Source organism: Cyanobium sp. NIVA-CYA 375, from assembly GCF_056108345.1.
Map to the genome: position 1 here is coordinate 1 of NZ_JBSYHW010000049.1, position 20,725 is coordinate 20,725.

General features: G+C 65.9%; 23 protein-coding genes and 1 pseudogene. 16 read left to right on the plus strand and 8 right to left on the minus strand.

Features of this window, described 5'->3' with window-relative positions; translation table 11 throughout:
- A partial coding sequence (locus AC01FP_RS11960) for a sigma factor-like helix-turn-helix DNA-binding protein (RefSeq protein WP_474480472.1) occupies window positions 1-237 on the plus strand: 237 nt, incomplete at its 5' end.
- An 11-nt stretch (window positions 238-248) separates the two neighbouring features.
- Window positions 249-659: pseudogene (mutT, locus tag AC01FP_RS11965) on the plus strand (8-oxo-dGTP diphosphatase MutT); the annotation flags it as partial.
- A 53-nt stretch (window positions 660-712) separates the two neighbouring features.
- Here the strand turns inward: mutT and tsaE are convergent.
- Window positions 713-1,165 (minus strand): tRNA (adenosine(37)-N6)-threonylcarbamoyltransferase complex ATPase subunit type 1 TsaE, encoded by a 453-nt coding sequence (gene tsaE, locus AC01FP_RS11970; RefSeq protein WP_474480474.1) that lies wholly within the window; start codon window positions 1,163-1,165, stop codon window positions 713-715.
- A gap of 147 nt (window positions 1,166-1,312) precedes the next feature.
- On the opposite strand from tsaE, the gene ahcY reads away from it, so the two are divergent.
- Window positions 1,313-2,752 carry an adenosylhomocysteinase gene (gene ahcY / locus AC01FP_RS11975; protein WP_474480476.1) on the plus strand — a complete coding sequence of 480 codons (1,440 nt, stop codon included), beginning with the start codon at window positions 1,313-1,315 and terminating at the stop codon, window positions 2,750-2,752.
- A gap of 10 nt (window positions 2,753-2,762) precedes the next feature.
- Window positions 2,763-3,422, plus strand: a complete 660-nt coding sequence (locus AC01FP_RS11980; protein WP_474480478.1) for a DedA family protein — start codon at window positions 2,763-2,765, stop codon at window positions 3,420-3,422.
- A 12-nt stretch (window positions 3,423-3,434) separates the two neighbouring features.
- Here AC01FP_RS11980 and AC01FP_RS11985 read toward each other — a convergent pair whose 3' ends face one another.
- The gene (locus AC01FP_RS11985; protein ID WP_474480480.1) at window positions 3,435-3,818 is read right to left on the minus strand and encodes a single-stranded DNA-binding protein; all 384 of its coding nucleotides are present in this window, start codon (window positions 3,816-3,818) and stop codon (window positions 3,435-3,437) included.
- Window positions 3,819-3,946: 128 nt separating this feature from the next.
- Here AC01FP_RS11985 and AC01FP_RS11990 point away from each other — a divergent pair, with 128 nt between their 5' ends.
- The 7 genes from AC01FP_RS11990 to AC01FP_RS12020 are packed head-to-tail and all read left to right on the plus strand — an operon-like array spanning window position 3,947 to window position 10,306.
- The gene (locus tag AC01FP_RS11990) at window positions 3,947-4,993 is read left to right on the plus strand and encodes a rod shape-determining protein (RefSeq protein WP_474480481.1); all 1,047 of its coding nucleotides are present in this window, start codon (window positions 3,947-3,949) and stop codon (window positions 4,991-4,993) included.
- Window positions 4,994-4,998: 5 nt separating this feature from the next.
- Window positions 4,999-5,739 (plus strand): rod shape-determining protein MreC, encoded by a 741-nt coding sequence (gene mreC, locus AC01FP_RS11995; RefSeq protein WP_474480482.1) that lies wholly within the window; start codon window positions 4,999-5,001, stop codon window positions 5,737-5,739.
- Window positions 5,736-6,239 carry a rod shape-determining protein MreD gene (locus AC01FP_RS12000; RefSeq protein ID WP_474480484.1) on the plus strand — a complete coding sequence of 168 codons (504 nt, stop codon included), beginning with the start codon at window positions 5,736-5,738 and terminating at the stop codon, window positions 6,237-6,239. Before mreC ends, AC01FP_RS12000 begins: the two co-directional genes overlap by 4 nt.
- Before the next feature lie 4 nt (window positions 6,240-6,243).
- Window positions 6,244-7,575, plus strand: a complete 1,332-nt coding sequence (locus AC01FP_RS12005; protein WP_474480485.1) for an ABC transporter substrate-binding protein — start codon at window positions 6,244-6,246, stop codon at window positions 7,573-7,575.
- Window positions 7,576-7,629: 54 nt separating this feature from the next.
- On the plus strand, window positions 7,630-8,439 hold the full coding sequence (gene rpaB / locus AC01FP_RS12010; protein ID WP_474480487.1) for a response regulator transcription factor RpaB: 810 nt from the start codon (window positions 7,630-7,632) through the stop codon (window positions 8,437-8,439).
- Window positions 8,440-8,478: 39 nt separating this feature from the next.
- The gene (lysS, locus tag AC01FP_RS12015; protein ID WP_474480488.1) at window positions 8,479-9,999 is read left to right on the plus strand and encodes a lysine--tRNA ligase; all 1,521 of its coding nucleotides are present in this window, start codon (window positions 8,479-8,481) and stop codon (window positions 9,997-9,999) included.
- Window positions 10,000-10,042: 43 nt separating this feature from the next.
- A complete protein-coding gene (locus AC01FP_RS12020) occupies window positions 10,043-10,306 on the plus strand; it encodes a hypothetical protein (protein ID WP_190388593.1) in 264 nt (87 codons plus the stop codon).
- Window positions 10,307-10,320: 14 nt separating this feature from the next.
- Here the strand turns inward: AC01FP_RS12020 and AC01FP_RS12025 are convergent, their stop codons facing one another.
- From AC01FP_RS12025 to egtB, 5 genes are all read right to left on the minus strand, one after another.
- Window positions 10,321-11,121, minus strand: coding sequence for a YdcF family protein (locus AC01FP_RS12025; RefSeq protein WP_474480490.1), 801 nt, complete (start codon window positions 11,119-11,121; stop codon window positions 10,321-10,323).
- Window positions 11,122-11,228: 107 nt separating this feature from the next.
- Entirely contained in the window at window positions 11,229-11,699 is a 471-nt protein-coding gene (locus tag AC01FP_RS12030; protein ID WP_474480492.1) for a hercynine metabolism protein, read from the minus strand.
- On the minus strand, window positions 11,696-11,932 hold the full coding sequence (locus tag AC01FP_RS12035; RefSeq protein ID WP_474480493.1) for a hercynine metabolism small protein: 237 nt from the start codon (window positions 11,930-11,932) through the stop codon (window positions 11,696-11,698). Before AC01FP_RS12035 ends, AC01FP_RS12030 begins: the two co-directional genes overlap by 4 nt.
- A 17-nt stretch (window positions 11,933-11,949) precedes the next feature.
- The gene (egtD, locus tag AC01FP_RS12040; RefSeq protein WP_474480495.1) at window positions 11,950-12,903 is read right to left on the minus strand and encodes an L-histidine N(alpha)-methyltransferase; all 954 of its coding nucleotides are present in this window, start codon (window positions 12,901-12,903) and stop codon (window positions 11,950-11,952) included.
- 1 nt (window position 12,904) lies between these two features.
- Window positions 12,905-14,056, minus strand: coding sequence for an ergothioneine biosynthesis protein EgtB (egtB, locus tag AC01FP_RS12045; protein ID WP_474480496.1), 1,152 nt, complete (start codon window positions 14,054-14,056; stop codon window positions 12,905-12,907).
- An 81-nt stretch (window positions 14,057-14,137) separates the two neighbouring features.
- Here egtB and AC01FP_RS12050 point away from each other — a divergent pair, with 81 nt between their 5' ends.
- Both AC01FP_RS12050 and AC01FP_RS12055 read left to right on the plus strand, forming a co-directional pair.
- On the plus strand, window positions 14,138-15,139 hold the full coding sequence (locus AC01FP_RS12050) for a cysteine synthase A (RefSeq protein ID WP_474480498.1): 1,002 nt from the start codon (window positions 14,138-14,140) through the stop codon (window positions 15,137-15,139).
- Entirely contained in the window at window positions 15,139-17,163 is a 2,025-nt protein-coding gene (locus AC01FP_RS12055) for a protein kinase domain-containing protein (RefSeq protein ID WP_474480500.1), read from the plus strand. Before AC01FP_RS12050 ends, AC01FP_RS12055 begins: the two co-directional genes overlap by 1 nt.
- Before the next feature lie 43 nt (window positions 17,164-17,206).
- Here AC01FP_RS12055 and smpB read toward each other — a convergent pair whose 3' ends face one another.
- The gene (gene smpB, locus AC01FP_RS12060) at window positions 17,207-17,704 is read right to left on the minus strand and encodes an SsrA-binding protein SmpB (RefSeq protein ID WP_322764378.1); all 498 of its coding nucleotides are present in this window, start codon (window positions 17,702-17,704) and stop codon (window positions 17,207-17,209) included.
- Between the two features lie 62 nt (window positions 17,705-17,766).
- Between smpB and ruvB the strand changes: the two genes are divergently transcribed.
- The 3 genes from ruvB to AC01FP_RS12075 form a co-directional block, all read left to right on the plus strand.
- Complete coding sequence (ruvB, locus tag AC01FP_RS12065; protein WP_474480502.1) at window positions 17,767-18,849, plus strand: Holliday junction branch migration DNA helicase RuvB; 1,083 nt, start codon at window positions 17,767-17,769, stop codon at window positions 18,847-18,849.
- Window positions 18,850-18,862: 13 nt separating this feature from the next.
- Window positions 18,863-19,621: a tetratricopeptide repeat protein gene (locus tag AC01FP_RS12070; RefSeq protein ID WP_474480504.1), complete on the plus strand. Its 759-nt coding sequence runs from the start codon at window positions 18,863-18,865 to the stop codon at window positions 19,619-19,621.
- Window positions 19,622-19,635: 14 nt separating this feature from the next.
- Window positions 19,636-20,725: amidohydrolase (locus tag AC01FP_RS12075; RefSeq protein ID WP_474480506.1), on the plus strand; the 1,090-nt coding region annotated here is incomplete at its 3' end.

Consider the following 20,725-nt stretch of genomic DNA (forward strand, 5'->3'; position numbering starts at 1 on the left):
CTGAAAGGAGACCTGCGCGCACTGCTGGAGCAGCTGCCGGAGCTGCAGGGTCGGGTGCTGAAGATGCGCTATGGCATCCCTTGCGCCGACAACCCCGATGCGGGTGAGCCGATGAGCCTCACCGGCATTGGCCGCATCTTGGGCATCAGCCGTGATCGGGTGCGCAATCTGGAGCGCGATGGCCTGGCCGGCCTGCGCCGTATCAGTGATGCGGTTGAGGCCTACGTAGCCGGTTGAGTAGTAAGCAGCCGTTTCAGGTGATTGGCCTGGGGGTGGTGCGCAACGGCGCCGGTGAGGTGCTGATCGATCAGCGGCTTGATGAGGGTTTGCTGGGCGGTCTGTGGGAATTCCCTGGCGGCAAGCAGGAGCCGGGCGAGTCGATTGTTGAAACGATTCGCCGTGAGCTGGAGGAGGAGTTGGCGATCGAGGTGAAGGTGGGCGAGGAGCTGATCAGGCTCGAACACGCTTACAGCCACAAGAGGTTGAGCTTTGTGGTGCATCTGTGCACCTGGTTGAGCGGCGAGCCCCAGCCGCTGGCTTCCCAGCAGGTGCGCTGGGTGAGGCCTGAACAGCTGGGCGAATATCCCTTCCCGGCGGCCAACGCCCAGATCATTGCCGCATTGCTCGGGGCGAGCACTTCATTCGCGGCAGCAGACTAAGCCAAGACTTAGCTAATTCAAAAGCAGCAAGCTTCCCTCGGTTGGCCGGTTGATCAGCTCGGCGAACGCACCTTGATTTGGCGTCCAGCGTCTGGGTTGCAGGGATCGCTCAGGCTGAGCTGGATCTGCCAGCAGCCGGCCGGTGGGGCGCTGAGTCGCTCGGGCCATTCCACTGCCAGCAGGGCGCCTAGGGCTCGGGCTTCCTCTTCCTCCTGGGCAAACAGTTCGTCGGCGGCGGCGGGCAGGCCCAGCCGGTAAAGGTCGAGGTGCACCAGACCACCAACTCCGGCTCCGCTCTTAAGGAGCGGGTAGTGCTGCGCCAGAGCAAAGGTGGGACTGGTGATTGGCTCGTTAATACCCAGGCCGGCGGCCAGGCCCTGCACCAGGCAGGTTTTGCCGGCCCCCAGGTCGCCTTCCAGCAGCAGGATGCTGCCAGCGGGCAGGCGCGCCGCCAGCTGCCGCCCGAAGTCACTGGTGGCGGCGGCATCGGCCAAGTGGTGCGTCATAGGTATTGCATTACAGGAGTTGCATCACAGGTATTGAGCAGCTCCTAGTAGATTGCCTTGCAAGCGAGCCCGAAGCCTCGGCGTCTCCGCAGATATTTCCAAATCACGCCCTCCCAGCCGGGAGCGAGCAGTACCCCAAACAAATCCATGGTGGCTTCACCTGTCTCAGTGGCCTCTGCGCCCACGCTCCAGAGCACTAACACATATGTGATCGCCGATCTCGGCCTAGCCGATTTTGGCCGTAAGGAGATCGCGATCGCCGAAACCGAGATGCCTGGCCTGATGGCCCTGCGCTCCAAGTTTGGCGCTGAGCAGCCCCTCAAGGGCGCCCGTATTGCGGGTTCCCTGCACATGACGATTCAGACGGCGGTTCTGATCGAAACCCTGGTAGCCCTAGGCGCCGAGGTTCGCTGGGCCAGCTGCAACATCTTTTCTACTCAGGATCACGCCGCTGCCGCGATTGCAGCTGCCAATGTTCCGGTGTTCGCCTACAAGGGCGAAACTCTTGATGAGTATTGGGCCTTCACCCACCGCATCCTCGAGTGGAGCGATGGCAGCACACCCAACATGATTCTCGATGACGGTGGCGATGCCACTGGACTCGTGGTGCTGGGTACCAAGGCTGAGAGCGATCTCTCAGTTCTCGATAACCCTTCCAACGAAGAGGAAACCGCTCTCTTTAACAGCATTCGCCAGAAGCTGGCCGCCCAGCCGGGCTTCTACTCCCGCATTTACGCTGAAATTCAGGGCGTAACCGAGGAGACCACCACCGGGGTGGCCCGTCTTTATCAAATGCAGAAGAGCGGCGAGCTGCCCTTCCCAGCGATCAACGTTAACGATTCGGTCACCAAGAGCAAGTTTGACAACCTTTACGGTTGCCGCGAATCGCTTGTGGACAGCATCAAGCGTGCCACTGATGTGATGGTGGCTGGCAAGGTGGCTCTGGTGCTCGGCTATGGCGACGTGGGTAAAGGCTCAGCCCAGTCGCTGCGTGGTCTTGGAGCCACGGTGATGATTGCCGAAGTTGACCCTATCTGCGCTCTGCAGGCTGCGATGGAGGGCTATCGCGTCGTTCGTCTTGACGATGTTGTCGCTGATGTCGACATCTTCGTGACTGCCACGGGCAATTTCAAGGTAATCCGCCACGAGCACCTGATCCAGATGAAGGATCAGTCGATTGTTTGTAATATCGGTCACTTCGACAATGAGATCGATGTGGTTTCGCTTAAGCAGTACACCTGGGACAACATCAAGCCGCAGGTTGATCACATTGTGCTGCCAAGTGGTAACAAGATCATCCTGCTTGCTGAGGGCCGTTTGGTGAATCTTGGTTGTGCCACAGGCCACCCCAGCTTCGTGATGAGTGCATCCTTCACCAATCAGGTGTTAGCTCAAATTGAGCTGTTTACCAAGGGTGCGCAGTACGACAAGCAGGTGTATGTGCTGCCCAAGCATCTCGATGAGATGGTTGCCCGTCTCCACCTAGACAAGATCGGCGCCAAGCTCACCGAGCTCTCGCAGGAGCAGGCCGATTACATCAACGTGCCGGTAGCCGGGCCCTACAAGCTCGACCACTACCGCTACTGAGAAGAGTTAGATGGGGATTGGCGAATTGGTGCAGCAGCTGCCTCAGCTGATCGGTGCGGCAGTGGAGGCCAATCCCTGGCTCGGATATGGAGCGATCTTTGCGGCGATGTTCCTCGAGAACCTCATCCCCCCGATTCCCTCCGAATTGATCATGCCCCTCGGGGGCTTTTATGTGCAGCAGGGCCAACTGGCCCTGCTGCCGGTGGTTTTGGCGGGGCTGCTCGGCACGGTGCTGGGAGCTTTGCCTTGGTATGGCATCGGTCGGCTGATCAATGAGCAGCGCCTGGAGCAATGGCTGGCGCGCCACGGCCGCTGGATTGGCATCAGCCCTAAGGAGTTGCACCGCAGTCGCGACTGGTTTGCCAGATACGGCACCGCCCTGGTGTTTTGGGGCAGGTTGGTGCCTGGCATCCGCACCTTGATATCCGTGCCTGCGGGCATCGAGATGATGCCGATCGCGCCATTCCTGCTCTGGACCACGGCCGGCAGCCTGATTTGGACCTTGTTGCTCACCTTGGCGGGGCTAGCCCTCGGCGAGGGCTATACCAACGTGGAGAATTGGATCGAGCCGGTTGCTAAGGCGGTGAAGCTGGTTCTGGTGTTGGCTCTCGCCGCAGGCGCTGTCTGGCTGGGGTTGCGCTTATGGAAGAAGCGCCGCGATTCCCACTGAGTCAGAGCCCGCTCAGAAGGGCACTTCCTCCTCGCTCGGGGCGCCACCACCAAAGCCACCTCCCATGCCACCGTCGGTGTCGCGCTTGGAGCCGAGCAGCTCCAGCCGGTCGACCCGGATCACGGGCTTGGTGCGCTCCTCACCGCTGGCCCGGTCGGTCCAGCGGTCGAGCTTGAAGCTGCCGATGATGCCCACCAAGGCACCTTTGCGGACATAGTCGGCGGCTACTTGGGCTTGTTTGCCCCAGATTTCCAAGTTGAACCAGTCGGGCTCGTCGTCGCGGCTGCGGCGGTTGACGGCGAGGGTGAGGTTGGCCACCACGGTGCCTGATTCGAAATAGCGGACTTCGGGGTCGCGGCCGGCCCGGCCGACAAGGGTGATGGAATTCACGCCCATGGTTGATTTCTCCTGTTGCTGATGGATCAATGATGCGGCACCCGGTTGGGCTGCCACCTTTCATCAGTTCCACCGTTAGAGCAGTCTGTAACACCCTCGTATGATTCGGCCTTGCAGGCCGGGCGTCCGTGTTTTTCCGTCGTTTTCAGTTTTCGCGGGATATCGGTATTGATTTGGGCACCGCCAACACCCTGATTTTCGTGTCGGGCAAAGGCATCGTGCTGCAGGAGCCCTCTGTGGTGGCCATCGATCTGGAGCGGGGGGTGCCCTTGGCCGTGGGTAATGAGGCCAAGATGATGCTGGGACGAACCCCCGGCCACATCCGCGCTGTGCGGCCCCTGCGCGATGGCGTGATCGCCGATTTCGATGCGGCCGAACAGATGATCAAAACTTTCATCCGCAAAGTTAATGAAGGGCGTGGCATCTTGGCGCCACGGTTGGTGATTGGCATCCCCAGCGGCGTCACCGGCGTCGAGCGCCGCGCAGTGCGGGAGGCCGGCTTGGCCGGTGCTCGCGAAGTGCATCTGATCGATGAGCCCGTGGCGGCCGCCATCGGCGCGGGCCTGCCCGTCACCGAACCTGTTGGCACAATGATTGTCGATATCGGTGGTGGCACCACCGAAGTGGCGGTGCTCAGCTTGGGCGGCACCGTGCTTAGTGAGTCGGTGCGGGTGGCCGGCGATGAACTCAGCGACGCCATCGGCATTTACCTCAAGAAGGTGCACAACCTGGTGGTGGGAGAGCGCACCGCCGAAGACATCAAAATCCGCATCGGCTCCGCTTTTCCAGACGACGCCCACGACAACACCTCGATGGACGTGCGCGGTCTACATCTGCTCTCCGGCCTGCCCCGCACCATCAATGTGCGTGCTGGCGACATCCGCGAAGCTATGGCCGAACCCCTCAACGTGATCGTGGAAGCGGTGAAGCGCACCCTGGAGCGCACCCCGCCCGAGCTGGCCGCCGACATCGTCGATCGCGGCATCATGCTGGCCGGCGGCGGTGCCCAGGTGCGTGGCATCACCGACCTGATCAGCCACGAGACCGGCATCCTCACCCACGTGGCCGAAGATCCCCTGCTGTGTGTGGTGAACGGTTGCGGCATGGTGCTGGAGGACTACAAGCGGTTGGAGCGTGTGCTCGACACCCCTGACTTTGTGCGTCAGAACGCCTGATCCCGATGCAGGCCGGCCGCTGGCTTCGCCTTCCCGCCCTGGGCGCATTGGTTCAGGCCTGGCCCTGGGTCCTGCTGGTGCTGCTGCTACTGGCAGTGCGGCTGAGCAAAGGGGCGGGTTTCACCGATGCCTATGCCCTGCTAAGCCGGCCCTTCTGGCCCGGTAGTGCTCAGGGTGAGTGGGTGCGTAGTGCTCAGGGTCTTAATGACCAAACCCGCTTGCGCCAGCTGGATGCCGACAACCGCCGGTTGCGCAGCTTGCTAGGGCTGCAGGCCAGCGGTGGCCGCGAATTGGCGGCAGCGGTGATCTCGCGCCAGGCAGGGGGATGGTGGCAGCAGCTGGTGATTGGCCGCGGCGAGCTGCAGGGCCTGCGGCCCGGCATGGCGGTGACTGCGCCGGGGGGTTTGATTGGCCGGGTGGCCAGCGTTACTCCCACTACCGCCAGCGTCACCCTGCTCACCGATCCCGGCAGCCGCGTCGGCGTCTGGGTGGGACGGGTTCAGCGCCATGGCCTGCTTACGGGCATCGGCACCAGCCGCCCCTTGCTGCGCTTTCTGGAGAAGGATCCGGGCGTGCGCCCGGGGGATGTGGTCGTCACCTCCCCCGCCAGCACCCTGGTGCCTCCCAACCTCACGGTGGGGGTGATCCAGTCGGTCGATGACCGGGCCGTGCCGGCCACCGAGGCCGTGGTGCAGCTGAGTGCCCCGGTTGAGGCGGTCGACTGGGTGCAGGTGCGGCTGCCATGAGTCGGCTAGCCCGCCATGGTTGGTGTGTGGCTACGGCCTTGGTAGTGCCCTGGCTGGTACTGGCTGCGCCCGCGCCGCTGAAGCTGGCTGGCATTCCCCCTGCTTGGTCGGTGCTGTGGCTGCTGCCCTGGGCCCTGGCCGATGGGCCCCTTTCCGGTGCCCTGGCCGGAGTTGGGCTGGGGCTGCTGCTTGATGCTTTGCATCCCGGGCCGATCACGCAGATCCCAGCCCTGGCCCTGCTGGGCTGGTGGTGGGGTCGGCTGGGCCGCCAGGGGCCGCCGATCGAGCGCAGTTTTAGTCTTGGTTTGCTCGCTCTCTTGGGCACGGCCCTGCTTGGCGGGAGCCTGATCCTGCAGAGCCGGCTGCTAGACCCGTGGCCCATTGAGCCCGCATTGCAAACCTGGCTGGCTCAAACCCTGCTCACGGCGCTGTTGGCACCGCTGCTTTGCTCCCTGCAGCTGCTGCTCTGGCGCCAGCAGACCCAGGGCGGGCGAGGCTGAGCCAATGGCATCGATCCAGAGCCGGCGGCGTTTTCTTGAGCTTCTTGGCGGCGGCTCCGCTGCTGCCCTGCTGGCAGCAGGGCTGGGCAGCTGTGGCAACTCTGATCTGGGGGCCAACTCCGCAGCGACCAAGGTGCTGAATTTCTGGACCCTGGACCTGGCCCCCAAGTTCAACGGCTATTTGCGGGAGCTGGTCGCAGCCTGGGAGGGCCAGAACCCCGGCCTGGAGGTGCGCTGGACCGATGTGCCCTGGAGCTCGGTGGAGCGCAAGTTGCTGGCGGCGGTGTTTGCCCGCACCGCCCCGGACCTGGTGAATCTCAACCCCCCCTTCGCGGCCAACCTGGCCAGCAAGGGGGGGCTGCGAGATCTCACCGCCGTGCTGCCCGCCGGCGCGGCGGACGCCTACCTGCCGGCGATCTGGGAGGCAGGCCGCCAAGGCGCGGAGCAGTTCGCCATCCCTTGGTATTTGACCGCCAGGATCACCATGGCCAACCGCCGGCTGCTGGAGCGCGCCGGCTACAGCTCCCCCCCGAGCGCCTGGGATCAGGTGCCGGCCTTTGCGGAGGCGGTGCGCCGCCGCACCGGTCGCTACGCCTTGTTTGTCACCGTGGTGCCCGACGACTCAGCCGAGCTGTTGGAAACCCTGGTGCAGATGGGGGTGAAGTTGCTGGATGGGGAGCAACGGGCGGCCTTCAACAGCCCTGCGGGTCGGCGGGCCTTCGCCTTTTGGAGTGATCTCTACCGCCGTGGCCTGCTGCCGCGAGAGGTGGTGAGCCAGGGCTATCGGCGAGCCATTGAGCTCTACCAAGCGGGCGACTTGGCCCAGGTGGCTACGGGTCCCGACTTCCTGCGCAACTTGCAGACCAATGCTCCTGGCATTGCAGCGGTTACGGCGCCCTTTGCGCCGCTCACGGGCGCCAGCGCTGAGGCCAACGTGGCGGTGATGAATCTCGTGGTGCCCAAGCAGAGCGTTATGGCGGACGAGGCGGCTCGCTTTGCCCTGTTTCTCACCAATGGCCCCAACCAGTTGGCCTTCGCCGAGCAGGCGCGGGTGCTGCCCTCAAACCGGCAAGCCCTGCAGCAGCTTGAGTCCAGCCTGGCTGCTGCGTCTGGAGCTGGGGCGCAGGAGGGTTTGGTGCAGCGGGCCCGGTTGCTGTCGGCCCAGACCCTTCGCCAGGCCAGGGTGCTGGTGCCGGCGAGCCCGGGGGTGAAGCGGCTGCAGGCGATTGTGTACACCCAGCTGCAGCGCGCCATGCTCGGCCAGTTGGACAGTGATGCGGCCCTGGCTGCTGCGGCCGACGAATGGAACCGCTACTCCCAAGCCCGTTGGGGGTGACCCAAGGGGACGCCGAGCGTTATGGTTGCGATTCTTCATCACGGCGACCAGCCCATGCCAGCGGAGGACAGGCCCGTTTCAAATGCCTTCTCCGACTCCCTGGGGCCTGCGCCGGTTGAGCCCAAAGCCACCGTGATGGTGGTAGACGACGAAGCCGCCGTTCGCCGGGTGCTGGTGATGCGCCTGCAACTGGCTGGCTACCGGGTGATCTGCGCTGAAGACGGCGAAGAAGCCCTCAGCCTGTTTCACCAAGAGCAGCCAGATCTCGTCGTGCTCGACGTGATGTTGCCAAAACTGGACGGTTTTGCAGTTTGCCGCCGACTGCGGGCCGAATCCTGCGTGCCGATCATTTTCCTTTCGGCCCTTGATGCCATCGCCGAGCGGGTGTCTGGACTAGACCTCGGCGCCGATGATTATTTGCCCAAGCCCTTCAGCCCTAAGGAGCTCGAAGCCCGCATCGCCACGATCCTGCGCCGGGTGGGCCGCGGTTCGGCTGCCACTGAGCCCCGCGAGGTGCCCAGTGGCAGCGGCGTGTTGCGGGTGGGAGATCTGGTCGTAGATACCAACCGCCGTCAGGTGACCCGCGACAGCGAGCGCATCGGGCTTACCTACACCGAATTCAGCCTGCTGGAGCTGCTGTTCCGGGAACCAGGTCGGGTGGTGCCACGGGCCGAGATCCTTGAGCAGCTTTGGGGCTATCCCCCCCGCCGCGCCGCCGACTTGCGGGTCGTGGATGTGTATGTGGCTCGCCTGCGCGGCAAACTCGAGCCCGATCCTCGCAATCCGGAGCTGATCCTCACGGTGCGTGGCACCGGCTACGCCTCCCAGCGGATGGCTGAAGCAAGCCTGGCAACCAACGGCTAACGCTCCTGCAGGATGGGCCGATTCAGCCCCCTGACTGCCTTGTCGGATCTGCGCGAGACCCGCCTTGAGAAAGCCGCCGCCCTAGCCGCCCTCGGCCAAGGCCCTTACGCCCTGCGCTTCGAGCCCAGCCACCGTACGGCGGCTTTGCAGCAGGACCATGCCGACCTAGCCAACGGCGAGGAGCGGGAAATGGAAGTGGCCGTGGCTGGCCGGGTGATGACTCGCCGGGTGATGGGCAAGCTCGCCTTCTTCACCCTGGCGGATGAAACCGGACCAATTCAATTGTTTATTGAGAAGGCCACCCTGGCTGCCGCGCAACCCGGCAACCCGGAAGCCTTTGCCCAGCTCACCAGCCTGGTGGATGCGGGCGACCTGATCGGCGTGCAGGGCAGTCTGCGCCGCACCGATCGCGGTGAGCTTTCGGTGAAGGTGAAGGGCTGGAGCATGCTCTGCAAGAGCCTGCAGCCCCTGCCCGACAAGTGGCACGGCCTGGCGGATGTGGAGAAGCGCTACCGGCAGCGCTATCTCGATTTGATCGTGTCGCCCCACACCCGCGAAACCTTCCGGCGCCGTGCCGTGGCGGTGAGCTCCATGCGCCGCTGGCTCGATGAGCGCGAGTTTCTGGAGATCGAAACGCCGGTGTTGCAGAGCGTGCCGGGTGGTGCCGATGCCCGGCCGTTTGAAACGCACCACAACGCCCTGGATCTGCCCCTCACCCTGCGCATTGCCACCGAGCTGCACCTCAAGCGGCTGGTGGTGGGCGGCTTCGAGCGGGTCTATGAGCTGGGGCGCATCTTCCGCAACGAGGGCATCAGCACCCGTCACAACCCCGAGTTCACCTCGGTGGAGATATACCAGGCCTATGCCGACTACACCGACATGATGGTGCTCACTGAGCAGCTGATCGCTCACGTGTGCCAGCAGGTGTGCGGCAGCACCCAGATCAGCTATCAGGGCACCGACATCGACCTGGCGCCCCCTTGGCGGCGGGCCACCATGCACGAGTTGGTGCTAGCTGCTACCGGGCTTGATTTTAATTGCTTTGGAAGCCGCCAGGAAGCGGCCGCGGCGATGGCCGCCCAGGGGTTGGAGGTGCCGGCCCTGGCTGATTCCGTAGGCCGGTTGTTGGTTGAGGCCTTTGAGCAGCGGGTGGAGGCGGACCTGATCCAGCCCACCTTCGTGATCGACTATCCCGTGGAGAATTCACCCCTGGCCCGGGCCCACCGCAGCAAGCCCGGCATGGTGGAGCGCTTCGAGCTGTTCATTGTGGGCCGTGAAACCGCCAACGCCTTCAGCGAGTTGATTGATCCGGTGGACCAGCGCCAGCGGCTTGAGTCTCAGCAGGAACGCCGTGCTGCCGGCGACGACGAGGCCCAGGGCGTGGACGAGGACTTTATCCAGGCCCTGGAGGTGGGTATGCCCCCCACGGGCGGCTTGGGCATCGGCATCGATCGGCTGGTAATGCTGCTCACCGATAGCCCCTCGATTCGCGATGTGATCGCCTTCCCCCTCTTGCGTCCTGAGGCGCGTCTAGAGGCGGGGCCTGGCGCAATGGGATAATCCCTCTGGTAGGCAATCTCCCCCATCCGGGGTCAGCGATTCCATGAGTGGCGAGCGCGTTGGTTTTCGCTTCAAACACGCGGATGCTGTGGTGAAGCGCAACCCTCAGGGCCGCTCCCGCCGTGGCTGGGTGATGGAGCCGGTGGAGCAAACCACCAGCCGTGGCACCAAGATGCCCGCATACCGGATTCGTTGGCGGGATAGTGAACGTCCCGAGATCGTGCTGCAGCACATGCTGATCGCCGACCCTGACCCCACCCCGCCGCCAGAAGGGGTCAGCCTGGTGCCGCCTGCTCCCAAGGCTTGATCTCACAGGCCTGATCAGCTCCAGCCGCGCAGGCGATACACAGCCAGGCCTAGGTGCTCCTTCAGGGCCACGCTGCTGAGATAGAGCGCCCCTGCATCGGGGATCAGGCCCAGAAGTGTGTTGCCGAGGCTGGACTGCCCGTAGTAGGCCCGGCTGGGTAGCTGGTAGTCGCATGGCACCGCTATCACCGTCAATCCACTGCGTTTGCGAAAGCTGGCCAGGGAGCGGGGCATGTGGAAAGCGCTGGTCACCAGCAGCACCCGCGTCCAGCCGCGTTGCTTGCCCAGGATGCCGATATCGCGGGCTTCTTCTGCGGTGTTGCGGGAGCTGGGGTTGAGCAGGATTCGATCCGCAGGCAACCCCAGCTCTATGGCCAGATCCCTGGCCCAGATGGCTTCTGGCGGGGCAGGATCGTTGCTGGTGAAACTCACCCGGCCGCCGCTGGTCACCAGCAGGGGCGCCAAGCCGCGGCGCACCAGCTGCATGCCGCGCAGCAGCCGGTCACCCCCCTCCGCCACTTCGACTCCCTGGCGGGGCGGCAGGGCCGGCCGCAGCCCGCCGCCCAGCACCACCACCGCGTCGGCTTGGGGCAGCTGCCGCGGGGTGAGCAGCGCTGCCTGCTCCTCCAGGCCCCAGATCAACTGGCGGCTGATCAGCGGCATGGCGAACAGCCAGATCAGGCCGATGCCGGTGCCACTCAAGAAAAGATGACGCCTGCCGTGGCGGGCTGCGCCGAGAGCTACAAGTTGCAGCACCAGGCCCAAGCCCAGTGGGTAGAGCAACAGCGGCAGCAATTTGGACAGCAGAAAGCCCAAGGCGGCCGTGGATTACGGAATTCCCAGATTTTGGGGTCAAATGGATTCTGTACAGCTGTACAAAATCAATGACACAAAATTGGTAATACAGCTTTGACAGCAGCCCCTCAGCTTTGGCGCCACCGCAGCTGCTCTAGGGCCTGTTCGGCTTCGAAGCTGGCCCAGTCCTGCTCGAGGCTGGAGGCCCGCGGCGGGCAGGGACGGCTCTCCAGCTCGCCCAGTTCGCGCTCCACGGCCGCGAAGCTCACCCCCAGTTCACCGAGGCGTTGCCAGCGTTGCCGGCCCTGTTCCATTAGGCCCTGTTGGTGGGCTTCGGCCCGCTCGGCCAGGGCTGTGGCGCCGGCGGAGTGGGCCTTGGCTAGCCGCTCCTGCCAGCACCGGATTTCAGCGGCCAACTGCAGCAGGGCCTGGCGTTCCTGTTCCGCCTGCCTTTGCAACTGACGCCGCTGCCCCACCAGTCGGGCTTGGCGATCCCGAGCTTCCTGCTCGCCAAGCAGGGCTTCTTGGCTGGGGTTGGCGGTGAGAAAGGCAGCCAGCTGCTGATCTAGCCGCGCCTCCAGTTCGTCGAGCCAGCTCATGGGGTGGGCTGCCCTGCGGGCGTGGTGATCAGCGGCGCTTCGATTTCTTGTTGCAGCGGCGTAATCGCCGCCTCGCGGGAGCGCAGCAGCAGCTGGGTGAGCCGGGCGATCGCTCCCTCGCCCAGGTCCTGGCTGCCAATGCGATCAAAGGCGCCCCGATACAGCTCCTCCAGCTCGGCGATCAGGCCCTCCCGCACCTGGCGCATGGCAGTCCGTTGCTCCTCTCTACCCATGACTTTGTTGCCTCTGTCTAGGAGTCTGCCGTCACCAGCAGATGCAGGGATAGGTCGCCGGCTGGATCGCTCCAGCGGCCGGCGCTTTGCCAGCCGGCGCGGCAAGCTAGGGCCGTGAACGACTCCGGGTCGTATTTGACGCTGTATTCGCTGATCAGCGGCTCCCCTGCGGCGAAATTCCAGATCTCGCCCCCCAGCTGCACCGACTGGGCCTGGCGGCTCACCAGGGCCATGGCAATGCGGCTGTGCTCTGGCTGCCAGCGGGCGCTGTAGGCGAAGGCTTCAGGGTCGAAGTTGCCCGCCAGGTCGCGGTTGAGCCGCACCAGCAGGTTGCGGGCGAAGGCGGCCGACACGCCGGCGGCATCGTTGTAGGCGGCCTCCAGCCGCTTCACGGCTTTGGGCTGGTCGGTGCCGATCAGCAGCCTGGCGCCGGGGCCCAGCAGCTGGCCCAGCTGCAGCAGCAGCGCCTGGGCTTCCTCGGGGCTGAAGTTGCCGATTGAGCTGCCGGGATAGAAGCCCAGCCGCCGCTGGCCGCTGAGCAAGGGGTGCTCGGGCAGCTGCCGCAGGGCGCTGTAGTCGCAGCAGATGCCCAGCACGGGCACCGCCGCGTGGCGCGCCTGCAGGTCCACGCAGCTTTGCTGGAGATGGTCGGCGCTGATGTCAAGGGCGACATAGGCCGGTGGCCGCAGCGCCTTGAGCAGGGGGCCCACCTTGCGGGCATTGCCGGCGCCAAACTCCACCAGCACCCCAGGCCCCAGGGCCATTGCCAGCTCAGGCGCCCGCGCCTCCAGCAGAGCGGTTTCGGTGCGGGTGAGCCCGTATTCCGGCTGCTCGCAGATCGCCTCAAACAGCCGTGAGCCTTCGGCGTCGTACAGCAGCCAGGCCGGCAGCTGACGCGGTTGCCGTGCCATGCCTTCGATAACCAGCCGCCGCATGTCGGCCGGTTCGGGGTGGAGATCGATCAGTTGCATGTCAGCCGCCATCGCGGGCTAGGCGTAGGCCGGCGGCTAGCCAGCGGCTCGCCGGTGGATAGAAGTTGCGGTAAGTGAGCCGTTCGTGGCCTGGCGGGGTGAGGAAGCAGCTGCCTCGCAACACCATCTGGGAACTCATGAACTTGCCGTTGTATTCCCCCACCGCTCCGGCCGCCGGCGCAAAGCCCGGATAGGGCCGGTAGGGGCTGGCACTCCACTGCCAGAGCACCCCGAAGGCCTGTTCAAGTTTGGGTGCCAGCAGCTCCCATTCGGCTTCGCCCGGCAGCCGGGCACCGGCCCAGCGGGCGTAGGCATCGGCTTCAAACCAGCTCAGGTGCCGCACGGGCAGCTCGGGGCGCCGCGGCTGACGCCCCGCCAGCGAAAACTCCTCGCTGTCACGCCAGTAGCGCGGCCCCTGCCAGCCCCGGGCTTGCGCCAGCGCCCAGCCCTCGCTCATCCACAGCTCCGGCCGCTTGTAGCCGCCATCGGCAATGAAGGTTGCATATTCGCCGTTGCTCACCAAACGGGAGCTGAGCGCAAAGGGTTCGAGCCACTGGCGGTGCCTGGGCGCCTCGTTGTCGAAATGAAAGCAGTCACCTGGATGGCCGATCTCCACCAGCCCCCCCTCGTGCTGCAGCCAGGTGGGCTCCTGGGCAACGCTCGCCTGATAGGCAGCCTCCGGCTCTGGGCCATATGCCGGCTCGAGCGGGTTGCGGCTGAAGCCATCCAGCAGGTCCATTAGCAGCAGCTCCTGGTGCTGCTGCTCGTGCTGCAGCCCCAGTTCCACCAGTTCCAGCCGGGGATCGCCGGGCTCCAGCTGCTCCAACAGGCTGAGCAGGGCCCCATCCAGCCGTTGCCGCCAGGCCCGTACCTCGGCCAGGGAGGGCCGGCTGAGCAGGCCCCGCTGGGGCCGGGGGTGGCGGGCTCCTACTGAGTCGTAATAGCTGTTGAAAAGAAAGCCCCAGGCGTCTGGCGACACTGGGCTACGCAGCACAAACTGCTCAAAAAACCAGGTGGTGTGGCCCAGGTGCCACTTGGGCGGGCTGGCATCGGCCATGCCCTGCAGACAGACGTCTTCGGGCTGCAGGGGAGCCACCAGCTCGAGGCTGCGTTGGCGCACCTGCGCGTAGCGCGCCTTCAGCTCCTGCCCCATGCCGCTGCCGCCAATCTGGGGCTAATTCAGGCCTGACCTTAGGGACCTTGCCTACGATCCCGCCACGCATCGCACGCGGATATGGCCGGCATCACTTCAGGGTTCGTGGGCGCCGTTGGCAACACGCCCCTGATCCGGCTCAACGCCCTGAGCGAGCAAACGGGCTGCGAGATCCTCGGCAAGGCCGAGTTCATGAATCCCGGCGGATCAGTCAAGGACCGGGCTGCCTTGGGCATTTTGCTGGAGGCGGAGGAGCAAGGGCTGCTGCAGCCTGGAGGCACGGTCGTGGAGGGCACCGCCGGCAACACCGGCATCGGCCTCACCCACCTCTGCAACGCCCGCGGCTACCGCCCCCTGATCGTGATCCCCGACACCCAGTCGGCCGAGAAGATCGGCCTGCTGCGCAGCCTCGGCGCCGAGGTGCGCACGGTGCCGGCGGTGCCTTACCGCGACCCCAACAACTACGTGCGGCTTTCGGGCCGCATCGCCGCCGAAACGCCCGGGGCCGTGTGGGCCAACCAGTTCGACAACCTGGCCAACCGCCGCGCCCATTTCAACTCCACCGGTCCGGAGATCTGGCAGCAAACCAGCGGGGCGGTGGATGCCTGGGTGGCGGCCACCGGCACCGGCGGCACCTACGCCGGAGTTGCCCTGTACTTGAAGCAGCAAAACCCAGCCGTGCGCTGCGTGCTGGCCGATCCCCACGGCAGTGCCCTGCACAGCTGGGCCAGCCGGGGTGAGCTGGTCAGTGAGGGAAGTTCGATCACCGAGGGAATTGGCAACAGCCGCGTTACCGCCAACCTGGAAGGTGCTCCTATCGATGATGCCGTGCGCATCGACGACCAGACCGCGCTCGAGACGATCTATCAGCTGCTGTGGCAGGAGGGCTTGTTTTTGGGCGGCTCAGTGGGAATCAATGTGGCCGCGGCGGTGGAAACGGCCCGGCGGCTTGGTCCTGGCCACACGATCGTGACCGTGTTGTGCGACAGCGGTGATCGCTACCGATCGCGGCTCTATGACGCCGAGTGGCTAGCGGGCAAGGGGCTACACCAACCCCTGCGCCCCTTGCTGGGGGTGGGCTGATGGAGGTGCAGGTGGGTCAGTTGATCGGCGAGCGCTACCGGCTTGAGCAACGCCTCAGCTCCGCCCCGCCGGGAGAGGCTCCCCAGGGCGAACTTTGGCGGGCTAGCGATCAGCTAGCCGCCGAGGCGCCGATGGCCCTTCGACTGCTGGGCCCAGCCATCGATCCGGTTCTTGCGCGCCAGCTCTGGGGCCGGCTGCAGGGGCTGCTGCATCCCCAGGTGCCCCGGCTCGGGGCGGCCATCCAGGCCGAGGAGGGTTTGTGGTTGGTGCGCGAATGGCAGGCCGGCCGCACCTACCAACTGCTGCTGCAGGCCCGTGCCGAGCGCCAGTTTGTGTTTGGTGCCGGCGAGGTGCTGCTGCTGCTGCGCCAGCTTCTGCCGGTGCTGGCCGTGTTGCATAGCCAGGAGCTGGTGCACGGCGACCTCAGCCCCGCCAACCTGTTGCGCCGCGACAGCGACGGCCTGCCGGTGCTGCTCGATTTCGGCCTGGTGGCAGGCACGGCCGCGGCCACGCCGGGCTATGCCCCGCCCGAGCGGGTTCGCGTCGCCGATCCCGAGCCCTGGATGGACCTGCATGCCCTCGGAGTACTGGCCCTGGTGCTACTCAGCGGCGAGGAGCCTGCCCGGCTACTGGATCCGGTCACCATGGCCTGGCGCTGGCCAGCGGCCCTCAGTACTGAACCGGCCTTGCAGGCTCAAATCGCTCGCCTGCTGGAGCGCCAGCCCGGCGAGCGCTTCGCTTCTGCTTCCCAGGCCCTGGCTGCCTTCCAGGCCATACCCATGCCGGAGAGCACCGGTCCGGTGCCCCGCGCCGATCGCACCGTCGCCCTGGTGCCCCCCCCACCTCCAGCGCGAGCGCCAGCACCACCGCCTGCACCTGCAGCACCTGAAGCTCCTGCCGAAGCCGCTCCAGAGCCGGTCCAGCTGCCCCCACAGCCTCCGGCGCCCGCCCTGCGTAGCCGTCTGGAGGAGCGGGAGGAGGCTGCTGAAGGTGGCGTCTGGCCGGTGGTGATTGCCTTGGTGCTGTCGGCCGTTGTGGGCACCGCCCTGGGCTGGTGGTGGCTGAGCCGCGGCCGCTTGACCCTGCCCAGCCCCGATGCGGCCCTGCAGTTGCCTAATAGCTTGCCGCCGGCGGAGGTGGACCAGCGCCAACAGCTGCTCAACCGGCTGCGAGCCATGCAGGTGGATCGGGGCTGGTTCCTGAAGTTGGTGGATGCCAGTCTGCTGGCTCAGTTCCCGGAGCGGGGCGGCCGCCTGCCCAGCGATTCCCTTGACGATGCTCCCCTGCGCAAGGTTTGGAATGAGCTCGCTGAGGAGTGGCTAGCTCGGGTGGAGCAACTTCCCCTCGAGATTCGCCGCCGCTTGGGCTCCTATACAAATGGGGACTGGGAAAGGCGTCAGCAGGCCCTTGTGAGCCAGGGCCTCAGTTCAGCTGTGTTGCGCCAGCTGGTGTCGGGCAGTGCCCAGAGCCTGCTGCCCGGCCGCCCCGGTGCTGACATCCCAGCCGAGCCCTTTCGCCAGCTGTGGTTTGCCGCGGCGGAGCAGGGCCTGGCCAACGTGCAGATCGAGGCAATCCAGGCCCAGGCCCAGGCAACCCAGGTGATTTCAGCCCAGGTGGAAGCTGGTGGTGCCCGGCTGTTCCCGGTGCGGTTGCCGCCGGGCTATCGCCTAGTGCTGGGCGTGAACGGCTCGCCCCTGATGCAGATGAGTGTGTTTGGTGCCGATGGCGAGCTGCTGGAAGCCAAGGGTCCCCTGCGGGTTGTCAATTTGGGGGTCCAGGTGAACTCCCCAGTGCAGCTGCTGGTGACCAACGAGGGCGTGGCGCCGGCCCTGATTACCCTGTCGCTGCGCGCCGATCCGCCCCCAGTCGAGGCGCCGCCGGTGGCCGTCCCCGAGCCCTCATCGCAGGCGCCGGCGGCTGAGCTAGAGCCTCCCCAGGCTCCGGTCGCGCCCGGGCCCGCCCAGCCTGCCGCCGATCCGCCGCCGTCAGTGCCCCAGCCGCCAGTGCCACCCGCAGTGAATTGACTCCAGCCGGGGTGGTTGGGGTGTTGGGCGCCCGGCCCCGGAATCAGAGCCGGGCGATTGCGGCCTTGGCGTCCTTGATGTCCTGCTTGCGCCGCTCCTCGTGACGCTTGTCGTGCAGCTTGCGGCCCTTGGCCAAACCGATTGTCAGCTTGATCCAGGAGCCCTTGAGGTGCAGGTTCAGGGGGATCAGGGTGAGGCCTTTTTGATCTAAGGCAATCCGCATTTTGTCAATTTCGCGGCGGTGGGCCAGCAATTTGCGCACCCGCAACGGCTCATGGTTGAAAAACGCGCTGGCATGGCTGTGGGGCGAAATGTGCACGTTGTGCAGCTGCAGCTCCCCCTTGCGAATCAGGCAGAAGCCATCGCGCAGGTTTGACTGCCCGGCCCGGATCGACTTCACCTCGGTGCCAAATAGCTCCAGGCCACACTCCAGGGTTTCCAGAATTTCGTATTGATGCCGCGCAAAGCGGTTGTCGGCCAGCAGCTTGTTGGCGGCATCGCGTTGGGCCTTAGCGCTCTTCTTGCCCCCGCCCTTGGCCATTGCTGCTCCGCAACCGTCCCCTTGATCTACCGACCCTAGGGAGCCCCCAGTACCCTCGCTGCATGGCCATCGTCTCCTCGGGATCCTCGGCGCCCCGCGGCCGCCCCAGCCGCGACGAGCCACCAGCGCGCCTTGTGGACCCTGCTCCCGTGCTCGAGGAGGTCCCCGCCGCGGCCAGTGGCCTGCACCGGGAAGACAGTCTCCGCCCCAAGCGTCTGGCCGATTACATCGGCCAGAGCGAGCTCAAGCAGGTGCTGGCCATTGCGGTGGAAGCCACCCGTGCCCGCCAGGAGGCCCTAGACCACGTGCTGCTCTACGGCCCACCGGGCTTGGGCAAAACCACCATGGCTTTGGTGTTGGCTGAGGAGTTAGGTGTGCGCTGCCGCATTACCAGCGCCCCGGCCCTAGAGCGCCCCCGCGACATCGTTGGCCTGCTGGTCAACCTGCAGCCCCATGAGCTGCTGTTCATCGACGAGATTCATCGGCTCAACCGGGTGGCCGAGGAAATTCTTTATCCAGCGATGGAGGATTACCGCCTCGATCTCACCGTGGGTAAGGGCACGACGGCCCGCACCCGCAGCCTGGATCTGCCACCTTTCACCCTTGTTGGCGCCACCACCAGGGCCGGATCGCTGAGCTCGCCGCTGCGGGATCGCTTCGGCCTGATTCAGCGGCTTGAGTTTTACGGGCTCGATGAACTTCAGCAAATTGTGGAGCGGGCGGCTGGCCTGCTGAAGATCAAGCTGGATGGTGGGGCCGCCCTGGAAGTTGCCCGCCGCTGTCGCGGCACCCCCCGCATCGCCAATCGCCTGCTGCGTCGGGTGCGCGATGTGGCTTCGGTGCGGGGCCATGGCCGCATCGGCGCCCCCCTGGTGGCCGAGGCCCTCAGCCTGCATCGCGTTGACGACCGGGGCCTCGATGCCAGCGACCGGCGCTTGCTCACCTTGATGCTCGAGGGCTACGGCGGCGGCCCCGTGGGCCTCGACACCCTGGCCGCTGGCCTCGGCGAAGATTCCGCCACCCTCGAAGCGGTGGTGGAGCCCTACCTGTTGCAGCTGGGTTTTCTGCAGCGCACCCCCCGGGGCCGGCTGGTTACTTCGGCGGGCCGCAACCACCTGGGCTGGCCGGCTAAGGCGGCCGCATGACCAGCAGCCAACCATGATTCCAACGTTATTTTCCTTGCTGCTGGGTTTGCAGCTGCTGCTGCCCCAGCTGTTTGATCAGGCCCTCAGCGCTAGCCGGCAGGGGCGCTTTGATGAGGCTCTACCTCTCTGGAACCAGGTGCTGGAGGTGGCCCCGGACGATGCGGCGGCCTGGAGCAATCGCGGCAATGTGCAGCTGGCCCTGGGCGATCCCCGAGCTGCCATCGCTGACCAGACCAAGGCGATGCAGCTCGACGGCGAGAGCCCCGACCCCCACCTCAATCGCGGCACAGCCGAGGAGGCCTTGGGCCAGTGGGCTGCCGCCGAAGCCGACTACCGCTGGATCCTGGAGCGCGCCCCGCAGGACGCGGGTGAACCGCGCGCCTCGGCCCTCTACAACCTCGGCAACGTACAGGGCTCCTTGGGCGACTGGCAGGAAGCGCGAAGTTGCTTTGAGGCCGCTTCCCTGGCTAGGCCAGGCTTCGCCATGGCCCGCTCCAGTGCTGCCCTGGCGGCTTTCCAGCTGGGCGATCGCGCCGAGGCCGAGCGGCAGCTGCGCAACCTGATTCGCCGCTATCCCCTGTTTGCCGATGCCCGCGCTGGTCTCACGGCGCTGCTCTGGCAGAAGGGGGCTCGCGGTGAGGCCGAAAGCAACTGGGCCGCCGCCTCCGGCCTCGATCCCCGCTACCGGCAGCAAGAATGGTTGCTTTCGACGCGGCGCTGGCCCCCCGAGCCGGTAGAAGCTTTGGCGCAATTCCTCGCTTTGGCCCCCTGAACGATGGCCCTCGAATGACGGCAACACCCTGCAGCTTGAATTGGCAGGCCCTGGGGCTTGAGCAGGCCCTGGCCGAGGTGCTGCCGGAGCTGATCCAGTTGCGGCGTCATATCCATCGCCACCCCGAGCTCAGTGGCCATGAGCAGCAGACCGCTGCCCTGGTGGCAGGTGAGCTGCGGCGCTGGGGTTGGCAGGTGCGTGAAGGTGTCGGTCGCACCGGCGTGCTGGCGGAGCTGGGGCCAGAGCAGGGGCCTGATGGCTTGCCCGCCCCCCTGGTGGCCCTGCGGGTGGATATGGATGCCCTGCCGGTGGAGGAGCGCACCGGCCTCGACTACGCCTCCACCCAGCAGGGCCTGATGCATGCCTGCGGCCACGACCTGCACTCTGCCGTGGGACTGGGGGTGGCCTACCTGCTGGCGGAGCTTGCCGAGCGCCACCCCGAGCTGCTCACGGCCCGGGTGCGGCTGTTGTTTCAGCCCGCTGAGGAAACGGCCCAGGGGGCGGCCTGGATGAAGGCCGATGGCGCCATGGACGGCGTGGCAGCCCTGTTTGGTGTGCACGTGTTTCCCAGCCTGGCGGCGGGCACGATCGGTGTGCGCAGCGGCAGCCTGACGGCGGCGGCCGGTGAGCTGGAGGTGGAGGTGCTGGGCGAGGGCGGCCACGGCGCCCGGCCCCACCAGAGCACCGACGCCATTTGGATTGCGGCGCGGGTGGTGAGTGGTCTGCAGGAGGCGATCAGCCGCCGCCTTGATGCCCTGCACCCGGTGGTGGTGAGTTTTGGGCGCATCGAGGGCGGCAAGGCTTTCAATGTGATCGCCGACCACGTGCGACTGCTGGGCACGGTGCGCTGCCTAGACACCGACGTGCACGCCCAGCTGCCGGGCTGGATTGAAGACACGGTGCAGGCCCTCTGCCGCGGCCATGGCGGCGAGGCCCGGGTGCGTTATCGGGTGATTTCACCGCCTGTGCACAACGACCCTGCCCTCACCGAGCTGGTTGCTGAAGCTGGGGTGGAGTTGCTTGGCCGCCCCCCCCAGTTTCAGGAAAGTTGTCACCCCTCTGATCAGTACATCCGGGGGCTTGAGGACATGACTAATGCGTCGA

Excerpts from the sequence above, each read along its gene's own strand:
- ahcY (WP_474480476.1), top strand. The coding sequence starts at position 1,313 with ATGGTGGCTTCACCTGTCTCAGTGGCCTCTGCGCCCACGCTCCAGAGC.
- rpaB (WP_474480487.1), top strand. The coding sequence starts at position 7,630 with ATGCCAGCGGAGGACAGGCCCGTTTCAAATGCCTTCTCCGACTCCCTG.
- tsaE (WP_474480474.1), bottom strand. The coding sequence starts at position 1,165 with ATGACGCACCACTTGGCCGATGCCGCCGCCACCAGTGACTTCGGGCGG.
- AC01FP_RS12070 (WP_474480504.1), top strand. The coding sequence starts at position 18,863 with ATGATTCCAACGTTATTTTCCTTGCTGCTGGGTTTGCAGCTGCTGCTG.
- AC01FP_RS12030 (WP_474480492.1), bottom strand. The coding sequence starts at position 11,699 with ATGAGCTGGCTCGACGAACTGGAGGCGCGGCTAGATCAGCAGCTGGCT.
- AC01FP_RS11980 (WP_474480478.1), top strand. The coding sequence starts at position 2,763 with ATGGGGATTGGCGAATTGGTGCAGCAGCTGCCTCAGCTGATCGGTGCG.
- mreC (WP_474480482.1), top strand. The coding sequence starts at position 4,999 with ATGCAGGCCGGCCGCTGGCTTCGCCTTCCCGCCCTGGGCGCATTGGTT.
- AC01FP_RS12055 (WP_474480500.1), top strand. The coding sequence starts at position 15,139 with ATGGAGGTGCAGGTGGGTCAGTTGATCGGCGAGCGCTACCGGCTTGAG.
- smpB (WP_322764378.1), bottom strand. The coding sequence starts at position 17,704 with ATGGCCAAGGGCGGGGGCAAGAAGAGCGCTAAGGCCCAACGCGATGCC.
- AC01FP_RS11985 (WP_474480480.1), bottom strand. The coding sequence starts at position 3,818 with ATGGGCGTGAATTCCATCACCCTTGTCGGCCGGGCCGGCCGCGACCCC.
- egtD (WP_474480495.1), bottom strand. The coding sequence starts at position 12,903 with ATGCAACTGATCGATCTCCACCCCGAACCGGCCGACATGCGGCGGCTG.
- ruvB (WP_474480502.1), top strand. The coding sequence starts at position 17,767 with ATGGCCATCGTCTCCTCGGGATCCTCGGCGCCCCGCGGCCGCCCCAGC.
- AC01FP_RS12020 (WP_190388593.1), top strand. The coding sequence starts at position 10,043 with ATGAGTGGCGAGCGCGTTGGTTTTCGCTTCAAACACGCGGATGCTGTG.
- AC01FP_RS12005 (WP_474480485.1), top strand. The coding sequence starts at position 6,244 with ATGGCATCGATCCAGAGCCGGCGGCGTTTTCTTGAGCTTCTTGGCGGC.
- AC01FP_RS12035 (WP_474480493.1), bottom strand. The coding sequence starts at position 11,932 with ATGGGTAGAGAGGAGCAACGGACTGCCATGCGCCAGGTGCGGGAGGGC.
- AC01FP_RS12050 (WP_474480498.1), top strand. The coding sequence starts at position 14,138 with ATGGCCGGCATCACTTCAGGGTTCGTGGGCGCCGTTGGCAACACGCCC.
- AC01FP_RS12000 (WP_474480484.1), top strand. The coding sequence starts at position 5,736 with ATGAGTCGGCTAGCCCGCCATGGTTGGTGTGTGGCTACGGCCTTGGTA.
- egtB (WP_474480496.1), bottom strand. The coding sequence starts at position 14,056 with ATGGGGCAGGAGCTGAAGGCGCGCTACGCGCAGGTGCGCCAACGCAGC.